15 protein-coding genes and 1 pseudogene are annotated in these 21,059 nt (G+C 59.7%); 10 read left to right on the forward strand and 6 right to left on the reverse strand.

Annotation, left to right across the window (positions count from 1 at the left end; all coding sequences use genetic code 11):
* Positions 1-26: 26 nt before the first annotated feature.
* Positions 27-653 (reverse strand): glycosyltransferase family 32 protein, encoded by a 627-nt coding sequence (locus tag NQ491_RS03120; protein ID WP_019244782.1) that lies wholly within the window; start codon positions 651-653, stop codon positions 27-29.
* Between the two features lie 176 nt (positions 654-829).
* On the opposite strand from NQ491_RS03120, the gene ychF reads away from it, so the two are divergent.
* From ychF to gltX, 5 genes are all read left to right on the forward strand, one after another.
* A complete protein-coding gene (gene ychF / locus NQ491_RS03125) occupies positions 830-1,927 on the forward strand; it encodes a redox-regulated ATPase YchF (RefSeq protein ID WP_019244781.1) in 1,098 nt (365 codons plus the stop codon).
* Positions 1,928-1,965: 38 nt separating this feature from the next.
* Complete coding sequence (locus NQ491_RS03130; protein ID WP_019244780.1) at positions 1,966-3,153, forward strand: MFS transporter; 1,188 nt, start codon at positions 1,966-1,968, stop codon at positions 3,151-3,153.
* A gap of 6 nt (positions 3,154-3,159) precedes the next feature.
* Positions 3,160-4,053 (forward strand): carbohydrate kinase family protein, encoded by an 894-nt coding sequence (locus NQ491_RS03135; RefSeq protein WP_019244779.1) that lies wholly within the window; start codon positions 3,160-3,162, stop codon positions 4,051-4,053.
* 218 nt (positions 4,054-4,271) lie between these two features.
* Positions 4,272-5,003 carry an SIMPL domain-containing protein gene (locus NQ491_RS03140; RefSeq protein WP_019244778.1) on the forward strand — a complete coding sequence of 244 codons (732 nt, stop codon included), beginning with the start codon at positions 4,272-4,274 and terminating at the stop codon, positions 5,001-5,003.
* A 16-nt stretch (positions 5,004-5,019) separates the two neighbouring features.
* On the forward strand, positions 5,020-6,558 hold the full coding sequence (gene gltX / locus NQ491_RS03145) for a glutamate--tRNA ligase (protein ID WP_026089483.1): 1,539 nt from the start codon (positions 5,020-5,022) through the stop codon (positions 6,556-6,558).
* A 498-nt stretch (positions 6,559-7,056) separates the two neighbouring features.
* Here the strand turns inward: gltX and rlmH are convergent, their stop codons facing one another.
* The 5 genes and pseudogenes from rlmH to NQ491_RS03165 all read right to left on the reverse strand — a co-directional run bounded on the left by rlmH (position 7,057) and on the right by NQ491_RS03165 (position 12,776).
* The gene (gene rlmH, locus NQ491_RS03150; RefSeq protein ID WP_019244776.1) at positions 7,057-7,530 is read right to left on the reverse strand and encodes a 23S rRNA (pseudouridine(1915)-N(3))-methyltransferase RlmH; all 474 of its coding nucleotides are present in this window, start codon (positions 7,528-7,530) and stop codon (positions 7,057-7,059) included.
* Positions 7,527-9,128 carry a glycoside hydrolase family 2 gene (locus NQ491_RS03155; RefSeq protein ID WP_019244775.1) on the reverse strand — a complete coding sequence of 534 codons (1,602 nt, stop codon included), beginning with the start codon at positions 9,126-9,128 and terminating at the stop codon, positions 7,527-7,529. The genes rlmH and NQ491_RS03155 overlap by 4 nt, the downstream gene beginning before the upstream one ends.
* Before the next feature lie 116 nt (positions 9,129-9,244).
* Positions 9,245-10,549, reverse strand: a complete 1,305-nt coding sequence (gene der / locus NQ491_RS03160; protein WP_019244774.1) for a ribosome biogenesis GTPase Der — start codon at positions 10,547-10,549, stop codon at positions 9,245-9,247.
* 160 nt (positions 10,550-10,709) lie between these two features.
* Positions 10,710-10,811: pseudogene (locus NQ491_RS11280) on the reverse strand (GTPase); the annotation flags it as partial.
* A gap of 117 nt (positions 10,812-10,928) precedes the next feature.
* Positions 10,929-12,776, reverse strand: a complete 1,848-nt coding sequence (locus tag NQ491_RS03165) for a DUF4954 family protein (protein WP_019244773.1) — start codon at positions 12,774-12,776, stop codon at positions 10,929-10,931.
* A 346-nt stretch (positions 12,777-13,122) separates the two neighbouring features.
* On the opposite strand from NQ491_RS03165, the gene NQ491_RS03170 reads away from it, so the two are divergent.
* The 5 genes from NQ491_RS03170 to NQ491_RS03190 all read left to right on the forward strand — a co-directional run bounded on the left by NQ491_RS03170 (position 13,123) and on the right by NQ491_RS03190 (position 20,240).
* Entirely contained in the window at positions 13,123-14,052 is a 930-nt protein-coding gene (locus NQ491_RS03170) for a hypothetical protein (RefSeq protein WP_147524904.1), read from the forward strand.
* A 263-nt stretch (positions 14,053-14,315) separates the two neighbouring features.
* Entirely contained in the window at positions 14,316-15,710 is a 1,395-nt protein-coding gene (gene asnS, locus NQ491_RS03175; protein WP_019244770.1) for an asparagine--tRNA ligase, read from the forward strand.
* 160 nt (positions 15,711-15,870) lie between these two features.
* Positions 15,871-17,295 (forward strand): RNA polymerase factor sigma-54, encoded by a 1,425-nt coding sequence (rpoN, locus tag NQ491_RS03180; protein WP_019244769.1) that lies wholly within the window; start codon positions 15,871-15,873, stop codon positions 17,293-17,295.
* A 394-nt stretch (positions 17,296-17,689) separates the two neighbouring features.
* The gene (locus NQ491_RS03185) at positions 17,690-18,307 is read left to right on the forward strand and encodes a hypothetical protein (protein ID WP_034282499.1); all 618 of its coding nucleotides are present in this window, start codon (positions 17,690-17,692) and stop codon (positions 18,305-18,307) included.
* Between the two features lie 94 nt (positions 18,308-18,401).
* Positions 18,402-20,240, forward strand: a complete 1,839-nt coding sequence (locus NQ491_RS03190) for a glycoside hydrolase family 2 protein (RefSeq protein ID WP_019244767.1) — start codon at positions 18,402-18,404, stop codon at positions 20,238-20,240.
* Positions 20,241-21,059 lie beyond the last annotated feature (819 nt).

Here is a 21,059-nt window from a genome sequence, read left to right on the forward strand (position 1 = left end):
ACGACGACCGGCGTCATGACGCCGGATTATTTCCACGACCCGGCGAAGTGATGGATGCAATAGGAATTTTCCGTCAGTTCGAGCTGCCCCGTCTCGTAGGTTTTCGGACAGAAATAGTCTTTCGGGAAAAAATGCAGCTCCCCGTCGTACACCTGATACGTGTTGTCGAGCCGAATCCCCCGACGACGGAAAATTTTCGAGATGATCAGCGTATTGGGGGTATCGTTCAGGCGGCCGTACCAGCGGACGAAAGGCTTGCCGTCATAATAGCTCATCAGCATATCGAGCCAAGGCGCCCCTTTCCTGGAGGCGAGCAGTCCCGTCGGCAGCAGACAGTTGGATTCGAATCCCGTAAAGCCGGGCAGGCCCAGCAGATCGTCCAGACTGCGCAGCACTTCCACGTCGGTATCCATATAGATTCCGCCGAAACTTTTCAGGGCATACAGCCGGACATAGTCGGTGACGAACGCGAACTTGCGCCGCTCGTATGCCTGACGGGTGAACCGCAGCCGGTTCACGTCGAAACTGTCCTCGTTCCAGAGCTTGAGCTCGTAGTCGGGAAGAAACTTCCGCCACGAGGCCAGGCAATGCTCCGCCAGTTCGGGCATCTTTCCCCGGCCGAACCAGCAATAGTGAATGATTTTCGGTATCATACGTCGCCGTTTATCCGACAAATATAGCAATTTTCCGCTCTTGCGGAACGGCCGGCCCGGCCGGAGGGCGCTCCGTCGTCTTCCCGAGGTCACAAATCTTGGGGAATCGGACCGTGTTAGTCGGTATTTTTTCGTACATTTGCGCACATTACCAAAAGACACTAACACTCCGGACAATGGCATTACAATGCGGAATCGTAGGCCTGCCCAACGTAGGCAAGTCGACGCTGTTCAACTGTCTGTCGAACGCCAAGGCGCAGGCGGCGAATTTTCCTTTCTGTACGATAGAACCCAACGTCGGGGTCATCACGGTGCCCGACGAGCGGATCGTGAACCTCGCGAAAATAGACAACCCGAAGAAAATCATCCCCACGACGATCGAGATCGTCGATATAGCCGGTCTGGTCAAGGGCGCGTCCAAAGGCGAGGGGCTGGGCAACAAGTTTCTGGCCAACATCCGCGAGACGGACGCGATCATCCACGTGCTGCGCTGCTTCGAGAACGACAACATCACGCATGTGGACGGAACGATCGACCCGGTGCGCGACAAAGAGATCATCGATACGGAACTCCAGCTCAAGGACCTCGAAACGGTCGAGAGCCGCATCGGCAAGGTGAGCAAGCAGGCCGCCACGGGCGACAAGACGGCCAAACGGCTGTTCGACATCCTCTCGCGCTACAAAGCGGCGCTCGAACAGGGCAAAAGCGCCCGGACCGTCGAACTCGACAAGGAGGACCGCAAAGCGGTACACGACTTGCATCTGCTGACCGACAAGCCGGTGCTGTACGTCTGCAACGTGGACGAAAAGAGCGCGGCGAAAGGCAACTCCCATGTGGATGCCGTCCGCGAGGCGATCCGCGACGAGAATGCCGAACTGCTGATCGTAGCGGCGGCGACCGAGGCCGACATCGCCGAACTGGAGACCTACGAGGAACGGCAGATGTTTCTGGAGGAGGCGGGACTCAGCGAGTCGGGCGTCAGCCGGCTGATCCGCTCGGCATACAAGCTGCTCGATCTGGAGACCTATTTCACGACGGGACCGGACGAGACCCGCGCATGGACATACCGCAAGGGGACCAAGGCCCCTCAGGCCGCCGGCATCATCCATACCGACTTCGAGCGGGGGTTCATCCGCGCCGAAGTGATCAAGTACGGCGACTACGTCGCGCTCGGCTCCGAGAAAGCCTGCCGCGAGGCCGGCAAGATCGCGGTCGAGGGCAAGGAGTACGTCGTGCAGGACGGCGACATCATGCACTTCCTGTTCAACGTATAGCGAAAGAACAACCTGAAATACTATAAAACCGTAAACTCATGGCAACTGCAAACAAATCAGGCAACCTCTACCTGAAACTGGTCCCGATCATGCTCTCGTTCTTCGCGATGAGCTTCGTCGATCTGGTGGGAACCGGAACGAACTTCATCAAAAAAGACTTCGGGCTGTCGGACACCATGGCCGGACTGTTCCCGCTGATGGTATTCCTGTGGTTTCTGATCTTTTCCGTGCCGACGGGCCTGCTGATGAACCGTATCGGCCGGCGCAAAACGGTACTGATCAGTCTGGTGGTCACGGCGCTCGCATTGCTGCTGCCCGTACTTACCATCCCGATGCCGCACAATACGGCGTCGTTCACGATCATGCTCGTGTCGTTCTGCCTGCTGGGCATCGGCAACGCGATCATGCAGGTCTCGCTGAACCCGCTGCTGTCGAATATCGTGCACGGCGACCGGCTGGCCAGCGCTCTGACGCTGGGGCAGTTCGTCAAGGCGATCGGCTCGTTCGTCGCTCCGATCATCGCCGGATGGGCCGCCCTCGAGTTCGGAAATTGGAAACTGCTCTACCCGATCTTCACGGGTATCTCGATTCTGGCCGTGCTGTCGCTCGGCGTAACGAAGATCGAGGAGGAGGACGAGAAGGGAGAAGCCTCCACGTTCCGGCAGTGCCTCGCGCTGCTGGGCAACGGATTCGTGCTGCTCGCCTTTCTGGGAATCGTTTGCCACGTGGGTATCGACGTCGGCATGAACCTGACGGCTCCGAAGATATTGCAGGAGCGTCTGGGCATCGGCATCGAGCAGGCCGCCTACGCGACGAGCATCTATTTTCTGTTCCGTACGATCGGGAGCTTCGCCGGCGCATTCCTGCTGGCTCGTTTCGCGGCCCGGCCGTTCTTTCTGGTCAGCGTGCTGATGATGATCGTCGCCCTCGCCGGGCTTTTCTTCACGCACGACAAAACGGTGATCTCGATCTGCATCGCGCTGTTCGGCCTCGGCAACTCGAACGTTTTCTCGGTCGTCTTCTCGCAGGCGCTGCTGCACATGCCCGATAAGAAGAACGAAGTATCGGGCCTGATGATCATGGGCCTGTTCGGCGGCGCCGTGTTCGCACTGCCGATGGGTATGGCCGCCGACTCGCTGGGATCGCAAGCCGGAGCGCTGGCCGTGATGATGATCGGCGTGCTGTACCTGCTGTTCTTTACCAAGAAAATCAGAACCAACCGATAAGGGCTTATGAACGATCCGCTCATCGTAGGCATAGGCGAAATCCTGTGGGACGTCCTGCCCGAAGGGAAAAAACTGGGCGGAGCGCCGTCCAACTTTGCCTATCACGTATCGCAACTGGGTCTGGCAAGCTGCGTGGCGAGCGCTATCGGCGGCGACGCGCTCGGACAGGAAGCGGCCGGCACGCTCGACGGCAAACGGGTAACTCACCTGTTGCAACGAGTAGACTTTCCTACCGGCACCGTGCAAGTCGAACTCGATGCGCGAGGCGTACCGCGCTACGATATCCGCACCGGCGTGGCATGGGACAACATCCCCTACACCGACGCGCTCGATGCCTTGGCCGAACGGACGCGGGCCGTTTGTTTCGGATCGCTCGCCCAACGAAGCCCCGTTTCTCGAGAGACGATCGCCCGGTTTCTCGACCGGATGCCCGACGACGGCGACCGCTACCGGATATTCGATATCAACCTCCGGCAGGACTTTTATACGAAGGAAGTGATCGAACGATCGCTCGATAAGTGCAACGTACTGAAGATAAACGACGAAGAGCTGGTCATTGTGAACCGATTGTTCGGCTATCCGGGCATCGATCTGCAGGACACCTGCCGGACGCTGATCGCGCGGTACGGACTCCGATACCTGATCCTGACGCTCGGAGCGAACGGGAGCTACGTGTTCCCGCAGCACGGGGAAGCCTCGTTCTGCGAGACGCCGAAAGTGGAGGTCGCCGACACGGTGGGCGCCGGCGACTCGTTCACGGCCGGGTTCTGCTCGGCTCTGCTGCGAGGTAAGACAATGCGCGAGGCCCACAGACTGGCCGTCGACGTGTCGGCTTATGTCTGCACTCAGCACGGAGCGATGCCCGTCCTGCCCGAATCGCTGAAAAAGCGATTGGAATAAAGACAGCGGCCGTTGTACGGTCGGCAGAACGGACGTTCGTCGAACGTTTTTTGAAAGCCAAGCACTCAACGTCCGCCGGACCCGAGACGGCAGGAGAAGCTCCAACGGAAACGCCGGCGGTATGGGGACCGATCGAAACCGCATCGGAGCAAACTCCGGAAGCGAGAGGAAGCGGTTCCGCTACGGCATCCGGAAAACGAAAAAGAGAAGATCGAGAAATGAAACAGAACATCTGGAGCGCAGCCGTCATCGGTCTGTGCGCTATTCTGACGGCCGCCGTCCTGGGCGGAGCCTACAAGCACAAATACCGCTCGCAGAACCGGATCGTCGTAACCGGACTGGGCGAGCGCCAGTTCACGTCGGATCTGATCGTATGGAAAGGCTGGATCGTCGAGCAGGCTCCGGCGATCGAAAGCGGTTATGCCGCATTGGAAGCCAACAAGCGCAAGGTGCAGGAATATCTTCGCAGCAGGGGAATCGCCGACAGTGCCGTACTGTTCATGTTCGTCAACGTGAACCGACAGACCGAGCCGGTCTATCAGGACGGCCGGTACGTAGGCGACCGCTTCACGGGGTATGAGCTGCGGCAGGAGTTCCGCATCGAGTCGACCGACGTGGAGGCCGTCGAAAGCGTATCGCGCGAAATCTCGTCGCTGATCGCCCAAGGGGTCCGGATGGACGCCGAACAACCGGAGTATTTCTACACGAAGCTGTCGGACCTGAAGCTCGAGCTGATCGAAGAGGCGACGGCCGACGCGCGTGCCCGGGCCGAGATCATCGCCCGCAACGCCTCGTCGTCGCTCGGCCGGCTCGCGAACGGCCGCATGGGCGTATTCCAGATTACCGGAGCCAACTCGAACGAGGCGCTGTCGGCCGGCGGCAACTATAATTCGGCCTCGAAGAACAAAAAAGCCAGCATCACGATGCGGCTGGAATACATTACGAAATAAACGGAAAAGAACTCACATGGAACGAAAAGTCAGAGTACGATTCGCGCCCAGTCCGACGGGCCCGCTGCACATGGGCGGCGTCCGTACGGCGCTGTACAACTACCTGTTCGCCCGCCAGCACGGCGGAGACTTCATCCTCCGCATCGAAGACACCGATTCGCAGCGGTTCGTGCCGGGAGCGGAGAAATATATCCTCGACTCGCTCGCATGGTGCGGGATACGCATCGACGAGGGGGTCGCCGAAGGAGGACCGCACGCCCCGTATCGGCAGAGCGAGCGCCGCGAAATCTATCTGAAATACGCACAGCAACTCGTCGAATCGGGTCACGCCTACTATGCGTTCGACACGCAGGAGGAGCTCGCCTCGATCCGGGCCGAGGCCGAATCGCGGGGCCAGACGTTTGCCTATAACCACGAGGTACGGGGCCGGCTGGCCACGTCGCTCGCGCTGCCGGCCGAGGAAGTGCGCCGGAGAATGGAAGCCGGCGAACCGTGGGTCGTACGCTTCATGATGCCCGAAAACGAGCAGGTGCATATGCACGACCTGATCCGGGGCGACGTGACGGTCAACACGTCGATGCTGGACGACAAAGTGCTCTACAAGTCGGCCGACGCGCTTCCGACGTATCATCTGGCCAATATCGTCGACGATCACCTGATGGAGATATCGCATGTGATCCGGGGCGAAGAGTGGCTGCCGTCGCTGCCGCTGCACTACCTGCTCTACCGGGCTTTCGGCTGGAGCGACTCGCAGCCCGAGTTCGCCCACCTGCCGTTGCTGCTCAAGCCGACCGGAGGCGGCAAGCTCAGCAAGCGCGACGGCGACAAGATGGGCTTCCCGGTCTTCCCGCTGCGCTGGGTGTCGCCCGACGGCGAAACGGCGCACGGATACCGCGAGGACGGCTATTTTCCCGAAGCGTTCGTCAACATGCTGGCGCTGCTGGGCTGGAACCCCGGAACGGAACAGGAGATCTTCTCGATGGACGAACTGATCGGAGCTTTCTCGCTCGAACGGGTCAGCAAAAGCGGCGCCCGGTTCAACCCCGAAAAAGCCCGCTGGTTCAACGCACAGTACCTGCACGCGAAAAGCGATGCCGAACTGGCCGGAATACTGATGCCCGTGCTGAAGGAAAAGGGAATCGAAGCGGGAAAGGATCGGGCCGAAAAGGCCGTAGCGCTGATCAAGGAGCGCGCCACGTTCCCTCAGGAGCTGTGGAACCTGTCGTGGTTCTTGTTCAAAGCGCCCGAAGAGTACGAGGAGAAAGGCGTTGCCAAATTCTGGAAAGGAGAGAACCCGGCCCGGATCGCCGCGCTGAAGGAAGTGATCGCCGGCATCGACGACTTCACGAAGGAAAACGCCGAGCGGATCGTGCACGACTGGATCGTGGCCCGAGAGTATCCGATGGGACAGGTGATGAACTCGCTGCGGCTGACGCTCGTCGGAGCCGGCTCCGGCCCGAGCATCTTCGACATCTGCGAGATCATCGGCAAGGAGGAAACGCTCCGGCGTATCGACGCGGCGCTCGACAAGTTGGGACGACAGGCGATCGGTTGACACGAGCGCGAACCATCGAACGGCTACGGCCGGCGGCCGTACCGGTAAAAGCTCGGCTGAAGCGGCAAGAGCATGAACGAGAAGAAGCCTAAGAAAGGCTTCTCCTCGTTCCGTGCAGAACCGGAGCGAAAACTTTCCCGGCGACGATTCCGCCTTCCCCCCCGCAACTTCGGGATACCCGGACCGTGAACAATATCGGATGCCGTACGTCCAAAAACCGAGGAGGGAGGTCATAAAATCCTTACAAATGGCTCTTCATCCGGAAAGATGCCGGCAAGAACGCCTTGTCCGAAGGGGAAGGCGACGGTACCAGCAACGTTTAAAGGGGGGGGAGAGGAGCAGTCCCGCCGGCGTCTTTCTTCGGAGACGTCCCGGCTCAACGGCTCGACCGGACATCCGCTGCCCGGCAATCGTAATTCGGCACGCCTTTCCGGCCCGCAGGAAACAAATCACGCGCTCCAGTCGGGCACAAAGCCGGTTCTGCAAAACGACAGCGAACTATTCGTGATGATAGGGCTCGTTGCGGATAATCGTAAAGGCCCGGTAAAGCTGCTCGGCGAAAAGGGCGCGCACGATCTGATGGGAAAAGGTCATAGCCGAAAGCGACAACCGACCGTCGGCCCGCTCGTACACTTTCGGCGAGAAACCGTAAGGACCGCCTATCACGAAACAGAGCCTGCGCAATCCGCTGTTCATCCGCTTTTGCAGCCACAGCGCGAAATCGACCGAGCGCAGCTGGGCTCCTTTTTCGTCGAGCAGCACGACATAGTCGCCCTCGCCGAACTGCCGCAACAGCGCCTCGCCCTCCTGCCGCTTCTGGCTTTCGGCCGACAGGCTCCGGGTATTCTTCAGGTCGGGCAGTTCCGTAAGCGTCACCTTCGTATAGAAATTCAAGCGCTTCAGGTAAGCCGCCACGAGCGAGCGCACTTCGGCCTGGTCGGTCTTGCCGACGACGATCAGATCGACTTTCATCGGCGGTGCGCGGAGGCTTTGCCCTTGGGTTTGGCGGCCGGCTGCTTCTGAGCGGCGGCCGAGTTCAGGTAGGTCCGTCCGTCACGGGTGGCAGGAAAATCGAAATCGGAGTTCCACTGCCCCTGCGCGTCGCGGTAGGTGACCAGATGCAGCGAATCGGCTGCCTTGAGCCACTGGTAAGCCTTGTAGAGGTTATACCCGTTGCCGCAACGACCGCCGAGCGACAGTGCGACGACCGACGTGTGATTCTTGCTTCGTCCCTGCATGGCGGACACCCGATCGATGAACTGAGGCAGGAAATCCGGCGCATTAGCCACCGAGCCGCCGACATTCGGATCGTCCGTCCGGTATCCGGCGTTGACGTTGGCCTGATCGATCACATAACAGCCCACGCGGTCGCACAGGCCGTAGAACCAAGCCGGCTGCGGATAGCTGACGCAAACCGTGTTGAATCCTCCTTTCTTCAGCGCCCTCAGTTCCCGCTCGGTCGCAGCGGCGTCCGGGGCCGCATCGTAGTCGGCCGCCGCCAGCGACGCCCTGCTGCCGTTGATCCACAGCTCCCCGTCGCGCAGCTCCACATCCTTGAACCCGAACCGCAACGGGATATACTCGATGATACGCCCGTCGCGGCGCGTATAGAGCATCAGTTCGTACAGCGTCGGAGCGTCGGGCGTCCAGGCCGATTTCATCACATGGTAGAGAAGTTCGTGACAACGGATCGTGTCGGTGCTCTCGCCGGGAATCTCCCGCTCGACGAGGTTGTACGTCAGCAGCTTGCCGGCCGGCGAATAAATGTCGTAACCGAGCGTGACTTTCTCGGCGCTGCGGTAAGAGTTCGACATCACCACGGCGAAGTCGACATTGCCGTGCACCCGAGCCGAATCGGGACTCGTCTCGACGACGAAATCCTCGATCCGCAACTTCGGCTGAGAGTAAAGGTAAATCTTGCCGAGCGTGCCGGCGGCCGTCTGCGGAATCAGCGTTTCCATCCAGTTGCCCGCCGAGAAGCCGTACACCTCGATAGCAATCGTATTCACGCCGTCTGTCACGGCCGGGGAAATCGGAAATTCGGCGGGTGTACGGGTGTCGTTCGCGTAGCCGATCCGCCGTCCGTTCACATAGAGCGAATAGCCCCCTCCCACCCCCTCGACATGCAGGAACAGGTCGCGGTCGAGCCACAGGTAAGGAATCTCGATCTGGGCGCGGTACTGCACCAGCGGAATCTCGGCAGGCAGTTGTGGCGGCACGAGCCCTTCGAGCGGCGAGGCTCCCGCCACGGGAGCCGTGTTCGGCAACTCGGTCTGCTGCCACAGGGCGGCCGAGAAAGAGGGCAGATAGAAGTCGCGCTCTCCTCCCGAGGCCATCGTCGAATGGCGCACCCGCCACTTGCCCTCGAGGGACACGTAATGGGGGGACCGGGAGGGATCGCCGGTCTCGGCCTGCTCGCGGGTCGAATAGCTGACGAATTCGGGCCGGGAGTCGGCCTTGCCCTCCGAGGCGACCGACGGATCGGTCCAAAAGCCTTCGGGCGCATTCTGGGCACCGAGCGCACCGAACCCCAGCAGGCTCAGCACGGACAGGCAAACGGTTCTTTTCATGGTATAGCGAATCGGAATCCTTGCGTTTCTGTTTTTCTATTTATGCTCTCCGCAGTCCGCCGCTCCCGAGACGTAAAGCACGACAACGGCAATGCCGCAAGCCCCGGGAGCGGGCGCTACTTCTGGCGGAAGAAAATCTGAATCGGCACTCCCTTGAAGTCCCACCGCTCGCGGATCTTGTTCTCCAAAAAGCGACGGTATCCCTCCTTGATATACTGCGGCAAATTGACGAAGAACGCGAAAGCCGGAGTCGGGGAAGCCAGTTGAGTGACATACTTGATGCGGATGTACTTGCCCTTGGTCGACGGCGGAGGCGTCTGCTCGATGATCGGCAGCAGATACTCGTTCAGCGCCGAAGTCGGAATCCGGCGGATGCGGGCGTAATAGACGTTCATGGCCGTCTGCAGCACGTCCAGGATACGCTGCTTGTTCAGCACCGACGTGAAGACGATCGGCACGTCGTCGAACGGAGCGATGCGGCGACGGATGCTCTCGGCATACTCCTTCATCGTGTTGCTGCCCTTTTCGACCAAGTCCCACTTGTTGATGACGATCACGCAACCTTTCTTGTTCCGCTCGATCAGGCGGAAGATGTTCATGTCCTGAGCCTCCACTCCGGCCGACGCGTCGATCATCAGGATGCAGACGTCGGACGACTCGATCGAACGGATCGAGCGCAGCACGGAATAGAACTCCAGATCGTCGGTCACTTTGGTTTTCTTGCGCAAGCCGGCCGTGTCGATCAGATAGAAGTCCATGCCGAACTTGTTGTAGCGCGTCAGGATCGAGTCGCGCGTCGTCCCGGCGATCGGCGTCACGATGTTGCGCTCGCGGTCCAGCAAAGCGTTCGTCAGCGAGGACTTGCCGACGTTCGGACGGCCTACGATCGCGAACTTGGGCAGATCGTCCGTCTGCTCGGCCTCCGTGTCGGGCGGCAGCGCGGCTACGACGGCATCCATCAGATCCCCCGTCCCGCTGCCGCTGATCGACGAAATGCAGTAGGGATCGCCCAGACCGAGCGCATAGAACTCGTGCGAGCCGTACACCAGGTTATTGTTGTCCACCTTGTTGACGACGAGAATCACTTTCTTCGACGTACGGCGCAGCAGATCGGCCACCGCCATGTCCAGATCGGTGATCCCGGTCGACACTTCGACCAAAAACAGAATCACGTCGGCCTCCTCGACGGCCAGCACCACCTGCTTGCGGATTTCCTCCTCGAAAATATCCTCTCCGCCCAGCGCGTATCCGCCCGTATCGATCACCGAAAACTCGCGGCCGTTCCAGTCGGTCTTGCCGTAATGGCGGTCGCGCGTCGTACCGGCCGTATCGTTCACGATCGCCTTGCGCATGCCGACCAAGCGGTTGAACAGCGTGCTCTTGCCGACGTTCGGACGGCCCACGATAGCTACTATACTCATCTTCTATTGACTTCAGATTGACCCCTGCGGTTCCCCGCATGGGTCAAAGATAGGTAATTTTTCTGTAAAAACCGGTCCGCTCAGCCGCCCTGCCGACGCTTTCCGAAAACCGAGAGCACCCCGCGCAGCGCGTCCGGAAACCGCATGATGGAAACCACGCGCGCATGCCGACCAAGCGGTCGAACAGCGTGCTCTTGCCAACGTTCGGGCGCCCCACGATAGCTACTATACTCAATCTTATACTGACTTCAGATTGACCCATACGGTTTTCCGCAAGGGAAGCCGCGCACAAGCCGGCCAAGCAAAACGGCACGGAAACGCCCCGAACGGAATCCGCTAACCCGACGCCGTCCCCGTCGGAACGAACACCTGCGACCGGCTACCGCTCGCCCCGGACGGCACAGAAATCGGCCTCGCGCTGTTCGGGCGCATCGATGCCGTAGCCGGTAGCCATGACGGGAGCCCGGTCGCGCAAGGCATCCTGCCCGACGGCCGCCTCCAGCGCACGGCGGTCGTCGGCTCCCTGACGGACGAGCTCCCCGATATCGTCCGAGCCGATGCTTTCTTCCGGCTTGCCGAGCAGTACGGACAGGGCGTACAGCGCCCAACGGCGCGCGTCGGCCTCGTAGCGTCGGTCGATCTCGCGGAAAGCCTCTTCCAGACGGTTCAGATCGTCGATCTCGCCCCGGTCTATCCGGTCGAGCAGCGCCTCGACACGGCTGCGGGGCGCGATCAGGCCGGCCAGATCGACCCACTGCCGGAGCGACGCATCCGGCCGGGCATCGGCCATCCCTTCGCCCAGCAGTCCGGCCAGATAGGAGCGAAGGGCCTGCCGGTAGAGCACGAGTCCCTTGCGGAGCGAGGGAGTCTTGATCTTCACCCGGTTCCACGTAACGGCTTCGGCGGTAGGATGGCGCCCGATCAGCGCCTCGCACTCGCCTATGGCGTCGAGCACCCGGCCGGCCGTATAGGGATTCATCATATCGTAACGGATCAGGTCGTGCGCGACTCCCCGTCGGCGGTCGCGCCGGGGCCATTTATCGATGTCGCGGGCCGTTCCGCAACTGCGGATATTGACGGCGGGCAGCAATACCGAGTCGCCGGCCTCCTCGACCAGATACGAAAATGGCATCCGTTCGGTATCGTGATGATTGTAGTGACGGCCGGTCACGATCGTGAACGCGCCGGTCGAAGCGGGCAACAGCACATAGGCGTCGCTGCCGAACTTGCATCCCCGCAGGTGAACCCCCTGATGTACGGGTCCCGACTTGTACATGTGATTGCTCTGGTTGGCTCCGCTACCGGCATTGAAAAACGAGAAGTATCCGGCGATCAGCAGCGTCGAACGATGATGCGAAACGGTATACGGCCCGGCGAAAACGGCGCACGCCTCGCCGTGATTGAGATGGCTGTTCGCAAAAAAGAGCGAGTTCTCGGCCGAGAATCCGTTCTCGATCACCACGCCCTCGCCGACGAAACAGCGGCGCAGCATCGATCCGGTATCGACCGTAGCCGAGCAAGCGATGACGAAGTCGCTCGCCGTCACGCCCGATCCGATCCTCGAGGGGGACTCGAACGTGCTGTTCAACGTTCCGTTGCAGAGCGACGCGGCTCCGTCGATCGAAGCGCCCTCTCCGACCGAGACGTTCAGCAGCGACAGCGTGTTGACCACCGAGCTGCCCCGGCCGATCGCGCCGCGCGATGCCGTCCGGCTCTCAGCGTACCGGGCGATCAGGCCGCGCAGCCGCTCGACGGTCCGAGTCCGGTGGCGGTACATGGCCAGCACGTAAGCGATCTGGGCCGTCAAGCCGTCGTATATCGGGACCTCGCGCCCCCCAGCTTCGTTGATCGTCGCGACCTCGACCCCGTTCCCGAACGACGAACGCCCGTCGCAGATGATCTGCCCGACGTTCTCGATCACCGCGCCGTCTTCCACGTCATACCGGGCCATATAGCGTCCGACGTTGGCGATCAGCACGCCGTCGCCCACCGTACAGTCGTGAAGCGCCGCACGGTATATGCCGCTGCGGCGGACCACGCCTCCCGGCAACTCGACCGGCGTACCGTTGGCGCCGAGCCGGACCTTTCCGCCGAAATGAGCGTCCCGGACGAAATCGGTCCGGAAGCCGTCCCCCACCTCGATCGAGTCCCACGAGTCGGACGTGCACCCCTGAGCCTGCAAAGCCGTCCTCTGAGACTCGGAAAGCTTGCTATACTTTTTCTTCATACCCGCATGATAATGACATGGCCGCAACGACTCCGCAAAACAGGGACCGAAAGCCTCTTTCCCGAATCGGCAAGCGTCGTTTCCGGCAAATATGCCCCATTATTTCAATATTAGCAAATTAGTACGTAGCTTTGCAGAGGTCTGCTTTCGGTTTCCGCCTCGGAAGCGAGGCTCCCGGCAAAGACGCCGCGAAGCCCGCCAACGGGAGGTTTTACGGATGCAACGTTTCGGACCGCAATAACATCTATAAGGAATACGTTATCCTTTTGCGTCGCGAAACGCGCGCAAGCTTTCGACCGAATGAATGACAAACCGCAAAAATCAAATGAACAATAAACCGCAAAACATGAAAAAGCTATTGCTTCTGATGGCCGGGTGCGCCGCCCTGTTTTCCTCTTGTCTGAAGGACTACGAAGGAACCAGCGCCCCGTCGACGCTTCCCTACTATTCCCTTTACATCAACACGATGAACCAAAGCGTGTTCTCGCTCGATCCTTTCGACGTCGCATTCCGGCTCAATACGCTGATCGTCGAGGGAAACGGCGACTACGAGGCCGCCCCTCAGGGAGTCAGGGACACGCTGTTCGCTCCGGGAACGATCCTCAGCTACAACGAGACGGACGGCCGCTATACCCTTCAGTACAACGGCCGGGCCCCTCACATGAAAAACGACTATACGCGTATGGGCGACCTGATAATCAAAACGAACGGATACGCTACGCTGACCGAACCGGGGGCCCGCTGGAACATCGAGTTCCCCAGCGAAACGAAATACAAAATAGTCGACGGAAGCGCCTCGGTAAGCATGACCTCCACCAGCTATATAGTCAGCCTGACGAGCACGAACCAGTGGGCCGTCACGATGAGCGGAATGGCCACGACGCAATCGGCCAGCAACCTGAGCTCGGACTGGAACGGAACCTACCGGATCGTACAGCTCTCCGGCGACCAGACGTACGATGCGATCAAAGCCTCGCACTACACGATTTCGACAGAGATACTCTACGGCAAGTCGATGTACGAAATGTACACGTCTTCCGACAAGAACGAGTTACGGATCAACACGAAGACCACCGTTCCTTTCTATTATAATCCGGAATGCTCGACCCGGAATCCCGTCGCCCAAGGGAAGCTGACGATCTATCTGGCGAGCGATGTAGCGGGACAGTACCCGATCGATATCGAGCTTCTCGGAGAGAACAACCCGAAACTGTGCAACCCCAAGACCAAAGTCACTATCGGGGAATATTCGGACGAATACGGCGGCAGCAACTGATTCGCCGCTTCTTATCCAGTTTTATCCAAGCGCCCGAACCGACCGGATTCGGGCGCTTTCGTTGTCGCACCGCCGGCAAGTAAAAGAAAACCGATACCCGGCCGGACCGCCCGTCGGCAGCCATTTTCGGAACCCGGGAAGACGACTTTTGAATTAAATTTACGATATTTGCGTTCAGAACCGCTTTCGGTGCCGTGACAAAGGCAAGCCTCATTATCACGATGCAGGAAACGGATGACGCGCAAACTACTAAAAGACGAAATATGCCAGACAGCAGAACGAAAATCGCGGAGTTGCTCCGATCGACGGCGCCGGGAACGGACGTGGTCGTCAAAGGATGGGTACGGACCAAACGGGGAAATAAGAACGTGGCCTTCATCGCCGTCAACGACGGTTCGATCATTCACAACATTCAGATCGTGGCCGATGTCGCCCGATTCGACGACAGCCTGCTCAAAAAGATTACGACCGGATCATGCATAAAGGTCGAGGGCCGTCTGGTCGAGTCGCTCGGTTCGGGGCAGCCCGTCGAGGTACAGGCCGAGCGCATCGAGCTGTACGGGACCGCCGACCCGGAAACCTATCCGTTGCAGAAAAAAGGACATACGCTCGAGTTCCTGCGCGAGATCGCCTACTTGCGCCCGCGCACGAACACGTTCGGAGCCGTACTGCGCATCCGCCACGCCATGGCCTACGCGATACACAAGTATTTCAACGACAGGGGATTCTTCTATCTCCACACTCCGCTGATCACGGGCAGCGACGCCGAGGGCGCCGGCGCCATGTTTCAGGTCACGACGCTCGACCTGAACAACGTGCCGAAGAACGACGCAGGAGAGGTAGACTATGCGCAGGATTTCTTCGGCAAACCCTGCAACCTGACCGTGTCGGGCCAGCTCGAGGGAGAGCTCGGCGCGCTGGCGCTGTCGCAGATCTACACGTTCGGGCCGACGTTCCGGGCCGAAAACTCGAATACGCCCCGACATTTGGCCGAATTCTGGATGATCGAGCCCGAAATGGCGTTCTATGAGCTGGAAGACAACATGGAGCTGGCCGAGGACTTCCTCAAGTACCTGATCCGGTACGCGCTCGAAAACTGCGCGGACGATCTGGCGTTTCTGGCCAAGATGTACGACGGAGAATTGCTCGAGCGACTTCGTTTCGTCGTCGAGAACGATTTCGTGCGGCTGGACTATACCGAAGGGATCGAAATCCTCGAGAAAAGCGGCGAGAAGTTCGAGTTCCCGGTCAGCTGGGGCCTCGACCTGCAGAGCGAGCACGAACGTTATCTGGTCGAGCGCCACTTCAAGAAGCCGGTTATCCTGATCAACTACCCGAAAGAGATCAAGGCGTTCTACATGAAGCAGAACGAAGACGGCAAGACGGTACGCGCCATGGACGTGCTGTTCCCGAAGATCGGGGAGATCATCGGCGGTTCGCAGCGCGAGGAGAATCTCGACAAGCTGCGGGCCCGGGTCGACGAGCTGGGCATTCCGCAAAAGGACATCTGGTGGTACCTCGACACGAGACGATGGGGCAGCGCGCCGCACAGCGGCTTCGGGCTCGGATTCGAGCGGCTGCTGCTGTTCGTCACGGGCATGGCCAACATACGCGACGTGATTCCGTTCCCCCGCACGCCGAAAAGCGCCGAATTCTAAGCGTTGTCCGATTGTGCGATCCGCAGGCGAAAGATCGCTATCACTTACGACTTATCACGACACAAAGTCCCCTTTCACGGGGGCTTTTGTCAAATAGATTATGCGTATCTTTGTCCTATACGAACCGAGCATACCATAATTTATTTAACCGCTATGAAATATGTCTAACATCAACCAACGCCAGGTACAGAAACTGCTGCAGAAACTATCGCCGCAGCAGATCCAGATGATCAAACTGCTGGAGTTGCCCGCCGTTCAGCTCGAACAGCGCGTCAAGCAGGAGATCGAGGAAAACCCCGTACTGGAGGAAGAAGCCACCGAGGAAAACGACGAGCAGCAAACCAAAGAGGTTTCCGTCGAGGAATACTTCGCCGAGGACGATACGCCGCGGTACAAATATCACGCCAACAATTATTCGAAGGACGACCAGAAACGCCCCGTCTACCTGACCGAGGGAATGTCGTTCCACGAGAACCTGATCGAGCAGCTCGGCTTCAAGAACCTCTCTCCGCGCGAGATGACCCTCGGGCAATACCTGATCGGCAGCATCGACGACGACGGGTACCTGCGGCGCAGCCTGAGCTCGATCGCGGACGATATCGCGTTCAGCCTCGGAATCGAGACGACCGAGCAGGAGCTGGAAAGCGTACTGAAAGTCATCCACGAACTGGAGCCCACGGGCGTCGGGTCGCGTAATCTGCAGGAATGCCTGCTGCTCCAGATGCATGCCATGCCCCAGCACAGCGAGGCACAGAAACTGGCCATGAAAATACTGACCAACTATTTCGACGAGTTCACGAAGAAGCATTACGAAAAGCTGATGTCGCGGCTGAGCGTCGGCGAGGACGAGTTCCGGGACGCGATCGAGGAGATCGTCCGCCTGTCGCCCAAACCCGGCAACCTGTACAGCGACGGGAAGAACGACAACCAGCCCTATATCATACCGGACTTTACGCTCGACTATCAGAACGGCATCTTCGAGCTGAGCCTCAACTCGTCGAACATCCCCGACATCAAAGTCAACCGGCGCTACGTCGAGATGATCCGCGAGATGGCCACCCGGGGCGGGCAGAGTACCGAGGCCGACCGCGAGGCGATCCAGTTCGTCAAGAACAAGATCGACTCGGCCAAATGGTTCATTTCGGCGATCAAGCAGCGCCACGACACGCTGATGCATACGATGCAGGCCATACTGGACTATCAGCGCGAGTACTTCATCGACGGCGACCAGTCGAAGTTGCGCCCGATGATCCTCAAGGACATCGCCGACGCGACGAATCTCGACGTATCGACGATCTCGCGCGTGGTGAACAGCAAGTACGTGCAGACGCAATTCGGAATCATACCGCTCAAGCGGCTGTTCTCGGAGGCGATGCAGACCGACAGCGGCGAGGAAGTGTCGTCGTACGAGATCAAGAACCTCCTCTCGGAGTGCATCGACAAGGAGGACAAGCGCAAGCCGCTGACGGACGAGGTGCTGATGGATATCCTCAACGCCAAAGGCTACCACATCGCCCGGCGCACGGTGGCCAAGTACCGCGAAATGCTCGGCATTCCGGTCGCTCGGCTCCGCAAGCAGCTATAGCGGTCGCCGTCCGCGCGGCGAGCCATGCGGGCGAACAGCACGCGGAAGCAGACCGAGGCTCGGCTCCGTATCGGCCGGGGCCCGCCCTCGGAAATTCACCATGGCCCAGAACGGCGCGATCCGCACTCCTTTTTCGCCATACGCAGTTTTGCAACACACGGTCCCGATTTACGGAATCCCGATCCGGGCAGAGCCGAGACTCGAGAGCGTACCCTACGGTAAACGCGCGTACCGACGCGCCTGAAGGACGGAACCTTTCGGGCCGGTTCTTGCAGGTATGCCGCAACGAAACGGGATCGTAAGGCGCAAAGGCCGCCCTCTACGACGAAATAAAAGACCCGAGCGACAATCCGGATTTTTTCCTTAACTTAGGCCGCCTGAAACACGCTTGTCCATGAAAAATCCATACGACCGCCTCAGCCGGGCGATATCCTACGCTCTGCACCCTCTGATCGTTCCGACGATCGCCGCGCTGCTCCTGCTGTTCGGCCCGACCGTCATGTCCAATCTGCCGGCCGAGGCCCGCTGGTTCATCGCAGCGGTCATCCTGCTCAACACGCTGATACTTCCGGCCTTCTCGCTGGCCGTACTGAAACTGTTCGGCGGTCTGTCCGACCTCAGGCTGCAAAATCAGAGACAGCGCATGCTGCCGATGGGTATCGTAGCCGTCTGCTATATGCTGTGCATTCTGTCGTTTCGGCAAATGACGGTCGCTTTTCTGGTCGACCGGTTTCTGATCGCGGCGCTCTGCTGCGTAGTGATCGCGTTCGTCGTCAACCTCTACTGGAAAATCAGTCTCCACATGACAGCGGCAGGCGGCCTGCTGGGTATGATGATCGTGATGAATTACACGGGACTGGCGCAGTTTCGGACTGCGCTCATCGTCCTGACCGTTCTGACGGGCGCGCTCGGCAGCTCCCGCCTGCAACTGGGCAGCCACAGTCTCGCTCAGGTCGGGGCCGGTGCGGCGGCAGGCGTAGCCGTCACGGCGGCCACCGTGCTGCTGATCTGACACAGGCGCTTTTGCCCGGTCGGTCTGTCCGAAATGCTTGGTTTTTCAAGCCTTATTCGTTATTTTTGACTGGAACCTAACAAACTCTGCCGATATGAATAAAAAATCGTTGCTTGCCGCAGCCGCACTGCTGCTGGGCTCGTCCGGCTCCGCCCAATGGCAGCCGGCCGGGGACAAGATCAAAACGCCATGGGCCGAAAAGGTCGACCCGGCCTGCCCGCTGAACGAATACCCGCGCCCTCTGGCGGAAAGAGCGCGATGGAAAAATCTGAACGGACTGTGGAATTACTCGATCGTCCCGGCCGGAACGCCTGCCGGAGCCTACGACGGCCAAATTCTCGTACCGTTCGCCGTCGAGTCGAGCCTGTCGGGCGTAGGCAAGCGGCTCGGAGCCGAAAACGAGCTGTGGTACGCCCGCACGTTCGTCGTCCCGACCGACTGGAGCGGCGACCGGATACTGCTCCACTTCGGCGCCGTAGACTGGAAAGCCGACGTCTGGGTCAACGACGTGCAGGTAGGCAGCCACACGGGCGGCTACACTCCGTTCACGTTCGACATAACGGCCGCGCTGCACAGGAAAGGGGAAAACACGCTGAAGGTCCGGGTCTGGGACCCGACCGAGCGGGGTGAGCAGCCGCGCGGCAAGCAGACGTCCGCCCCCGGCGGAATCTGGTACACGCCGGTCAGCGGGATCTGGCAGACGGTCTGGCTCGAACCGGTTCCGCAACGATACATCGCCGGGCTGCGGACGACGCCCGACATCGACCGCCGCACGCTGCGCATCGAAGCCGACGTGCCCGATGCGGAGCCGAACGACCGGATCGAAGTGACGGTCATGGACGGCGAGCGGACGGTCGCTACCGCCGTGGCCCTGCCGGGCGTGGCGGCCGAAGCGGCCATGCCGGCCGATATGAAACTGTGGAGTCCCGACTCGCCTTTCCTGTACGACCTGCGGGTAACGCTCAAATCCGGCAAGGAAACGGTCGACGAGGTGAAAAGCTACGCGGCCATGCGCAAATTTTCGACGGCCCGCGATGCGGACGGCATCGTCCGGCTGCAGCTCAATAACCGCGACCTGTTCATGTTCGGACCGCTCGATCAGGGCTGGTGGCCCGACGGACTTTACACGGCCCCGACGGACGAGGCGCTCGAATACGACGTAATCAAGACCAAGCAATGGGGATTCAACATGATCCGCAAGCACGTCAAAGTCGAGCCGGCCCGCTGGTACACACACTGCGACCGGCACGGAATCATCGTCTGGCAGGACATGCCCAGCAGCACGGGCGGACCGCAATGGCAGATGGAACAATATTTCGACGGAGCCGAATGGCAGCGGTCGCCGGAATCAGAAGCCGACTTCCGCAAGGAATGGCAGGAAATCATGGACTATCTCTACTCAAATCCGTGCATCGGCGTTTGGGTTCCGTTCAACGAGGCGTGGGGCCAGTTCGAAACCGCAGAGATCGCGCAATGGACCAAGACGCACGATCCGACCCGTCTGGTGAATCCGGCCAGCGGAGGCAATCACTACCCCTGCGGCGACATGCTCGACCTGCACCACTACCCGGACCCCGAAATGTATCTTTACGACGCGAAGCGCGCGACTGTGCTCGGCGAATACGGAGGAATCGGCATGGCGGCCGAGGGGCATCTGTGGGAACCGGACCGCAACTGGGGATACGTCCAGTTCAAGACACCGGCGGAAGTGACGGAAGCCTATCTCCGCTACACGGGCATGCTGCTCGACATGATCCCGCGCGGATTCTCGGCCGGCGTCTACACGCAGACGAGCGACGTGGAAATCGAAGTGAACGGACTGATGACCTACGACCGGAAAAAGATCAAGATCGACGAAACCAAAGTACGCGAGATCAACCAAGCGATCTGCCGCTCGCTGGAGCACAAAGATAAAACGGCACGAAAACAATAATACGGCTCACTCTCCCGTTTCGTAAGAGAGTTCCAGATAACAAACAAGACGGTCTTATTCGATAAGCGGCGGACGGAAGACGTTCCGCCGCTTGTTTTTTGGCATGGACTTTGCAGTACTCACAATCGAAAGGCGTTCCGCCATGCACGGTTTTCGGAAACGGCAAAACGGAAGATCGGATTTTCGGCACGGTATTTGAAGTATTCCGAAAGCAGAAAGCGACGACGCGAAACAAGTCGCACGAAATTTGGCACAGAGTTTGAAATATACGCTTTAGAAAGTAAAGTGGACAAGCAACAAGGTTTCTTCATTTATTTAAGTTTGGGTTAGTAGTTTAGGGATGCAAGTCCCGCAGAAGGAGGCAGCCGCGACGGCTCCCTCCTTTTTGTTTTCGGGCAAGACGAACCCGCGCAGCCCGCTCGGGAGTCCGCGAAACACGAAGGCCGTAGAAACAGGCTGAGCATCCGCTGGTTTTCCACACTGCGCGCTCCACACATTTCCACAGAATACCACACTTCTCCACATGCAGGGTTTCCGTCGCACACGCCATGCGGCCGGCCGATGAAATCGAGGGCGGACAAGGAATGCGGAGCATAACCCGCGCCCGGGGTATCGGAGAGGTGACCGGATCGTGAAAATCGTGCCGCCCGTAACCGGCCGGGGCAAAGAAGACGGGCCGAACCTCCGACTTCACCGGCAACATGTTATCCAGACGAAAGAATCGGCCGAACGCATAAGCGGCCATGCAAACCGGAAGCGATACACGGAGGTTCCGAATATCTTCCCCGGGAAAGACTATCCGGACCGGGCCCCCTTCAT

It is taken from the genome of Alistipes ihumii AP11 (genome assembly GCF_025144665.1).
In the GTDB taxonomy this organism is placed as follows: domain Bacteria; phylum Bacteroidota; class Bacteroidia; order Bacteroidales; family Rikenellaceae; genus Alistipes_A; species Alistipes_A ihumii.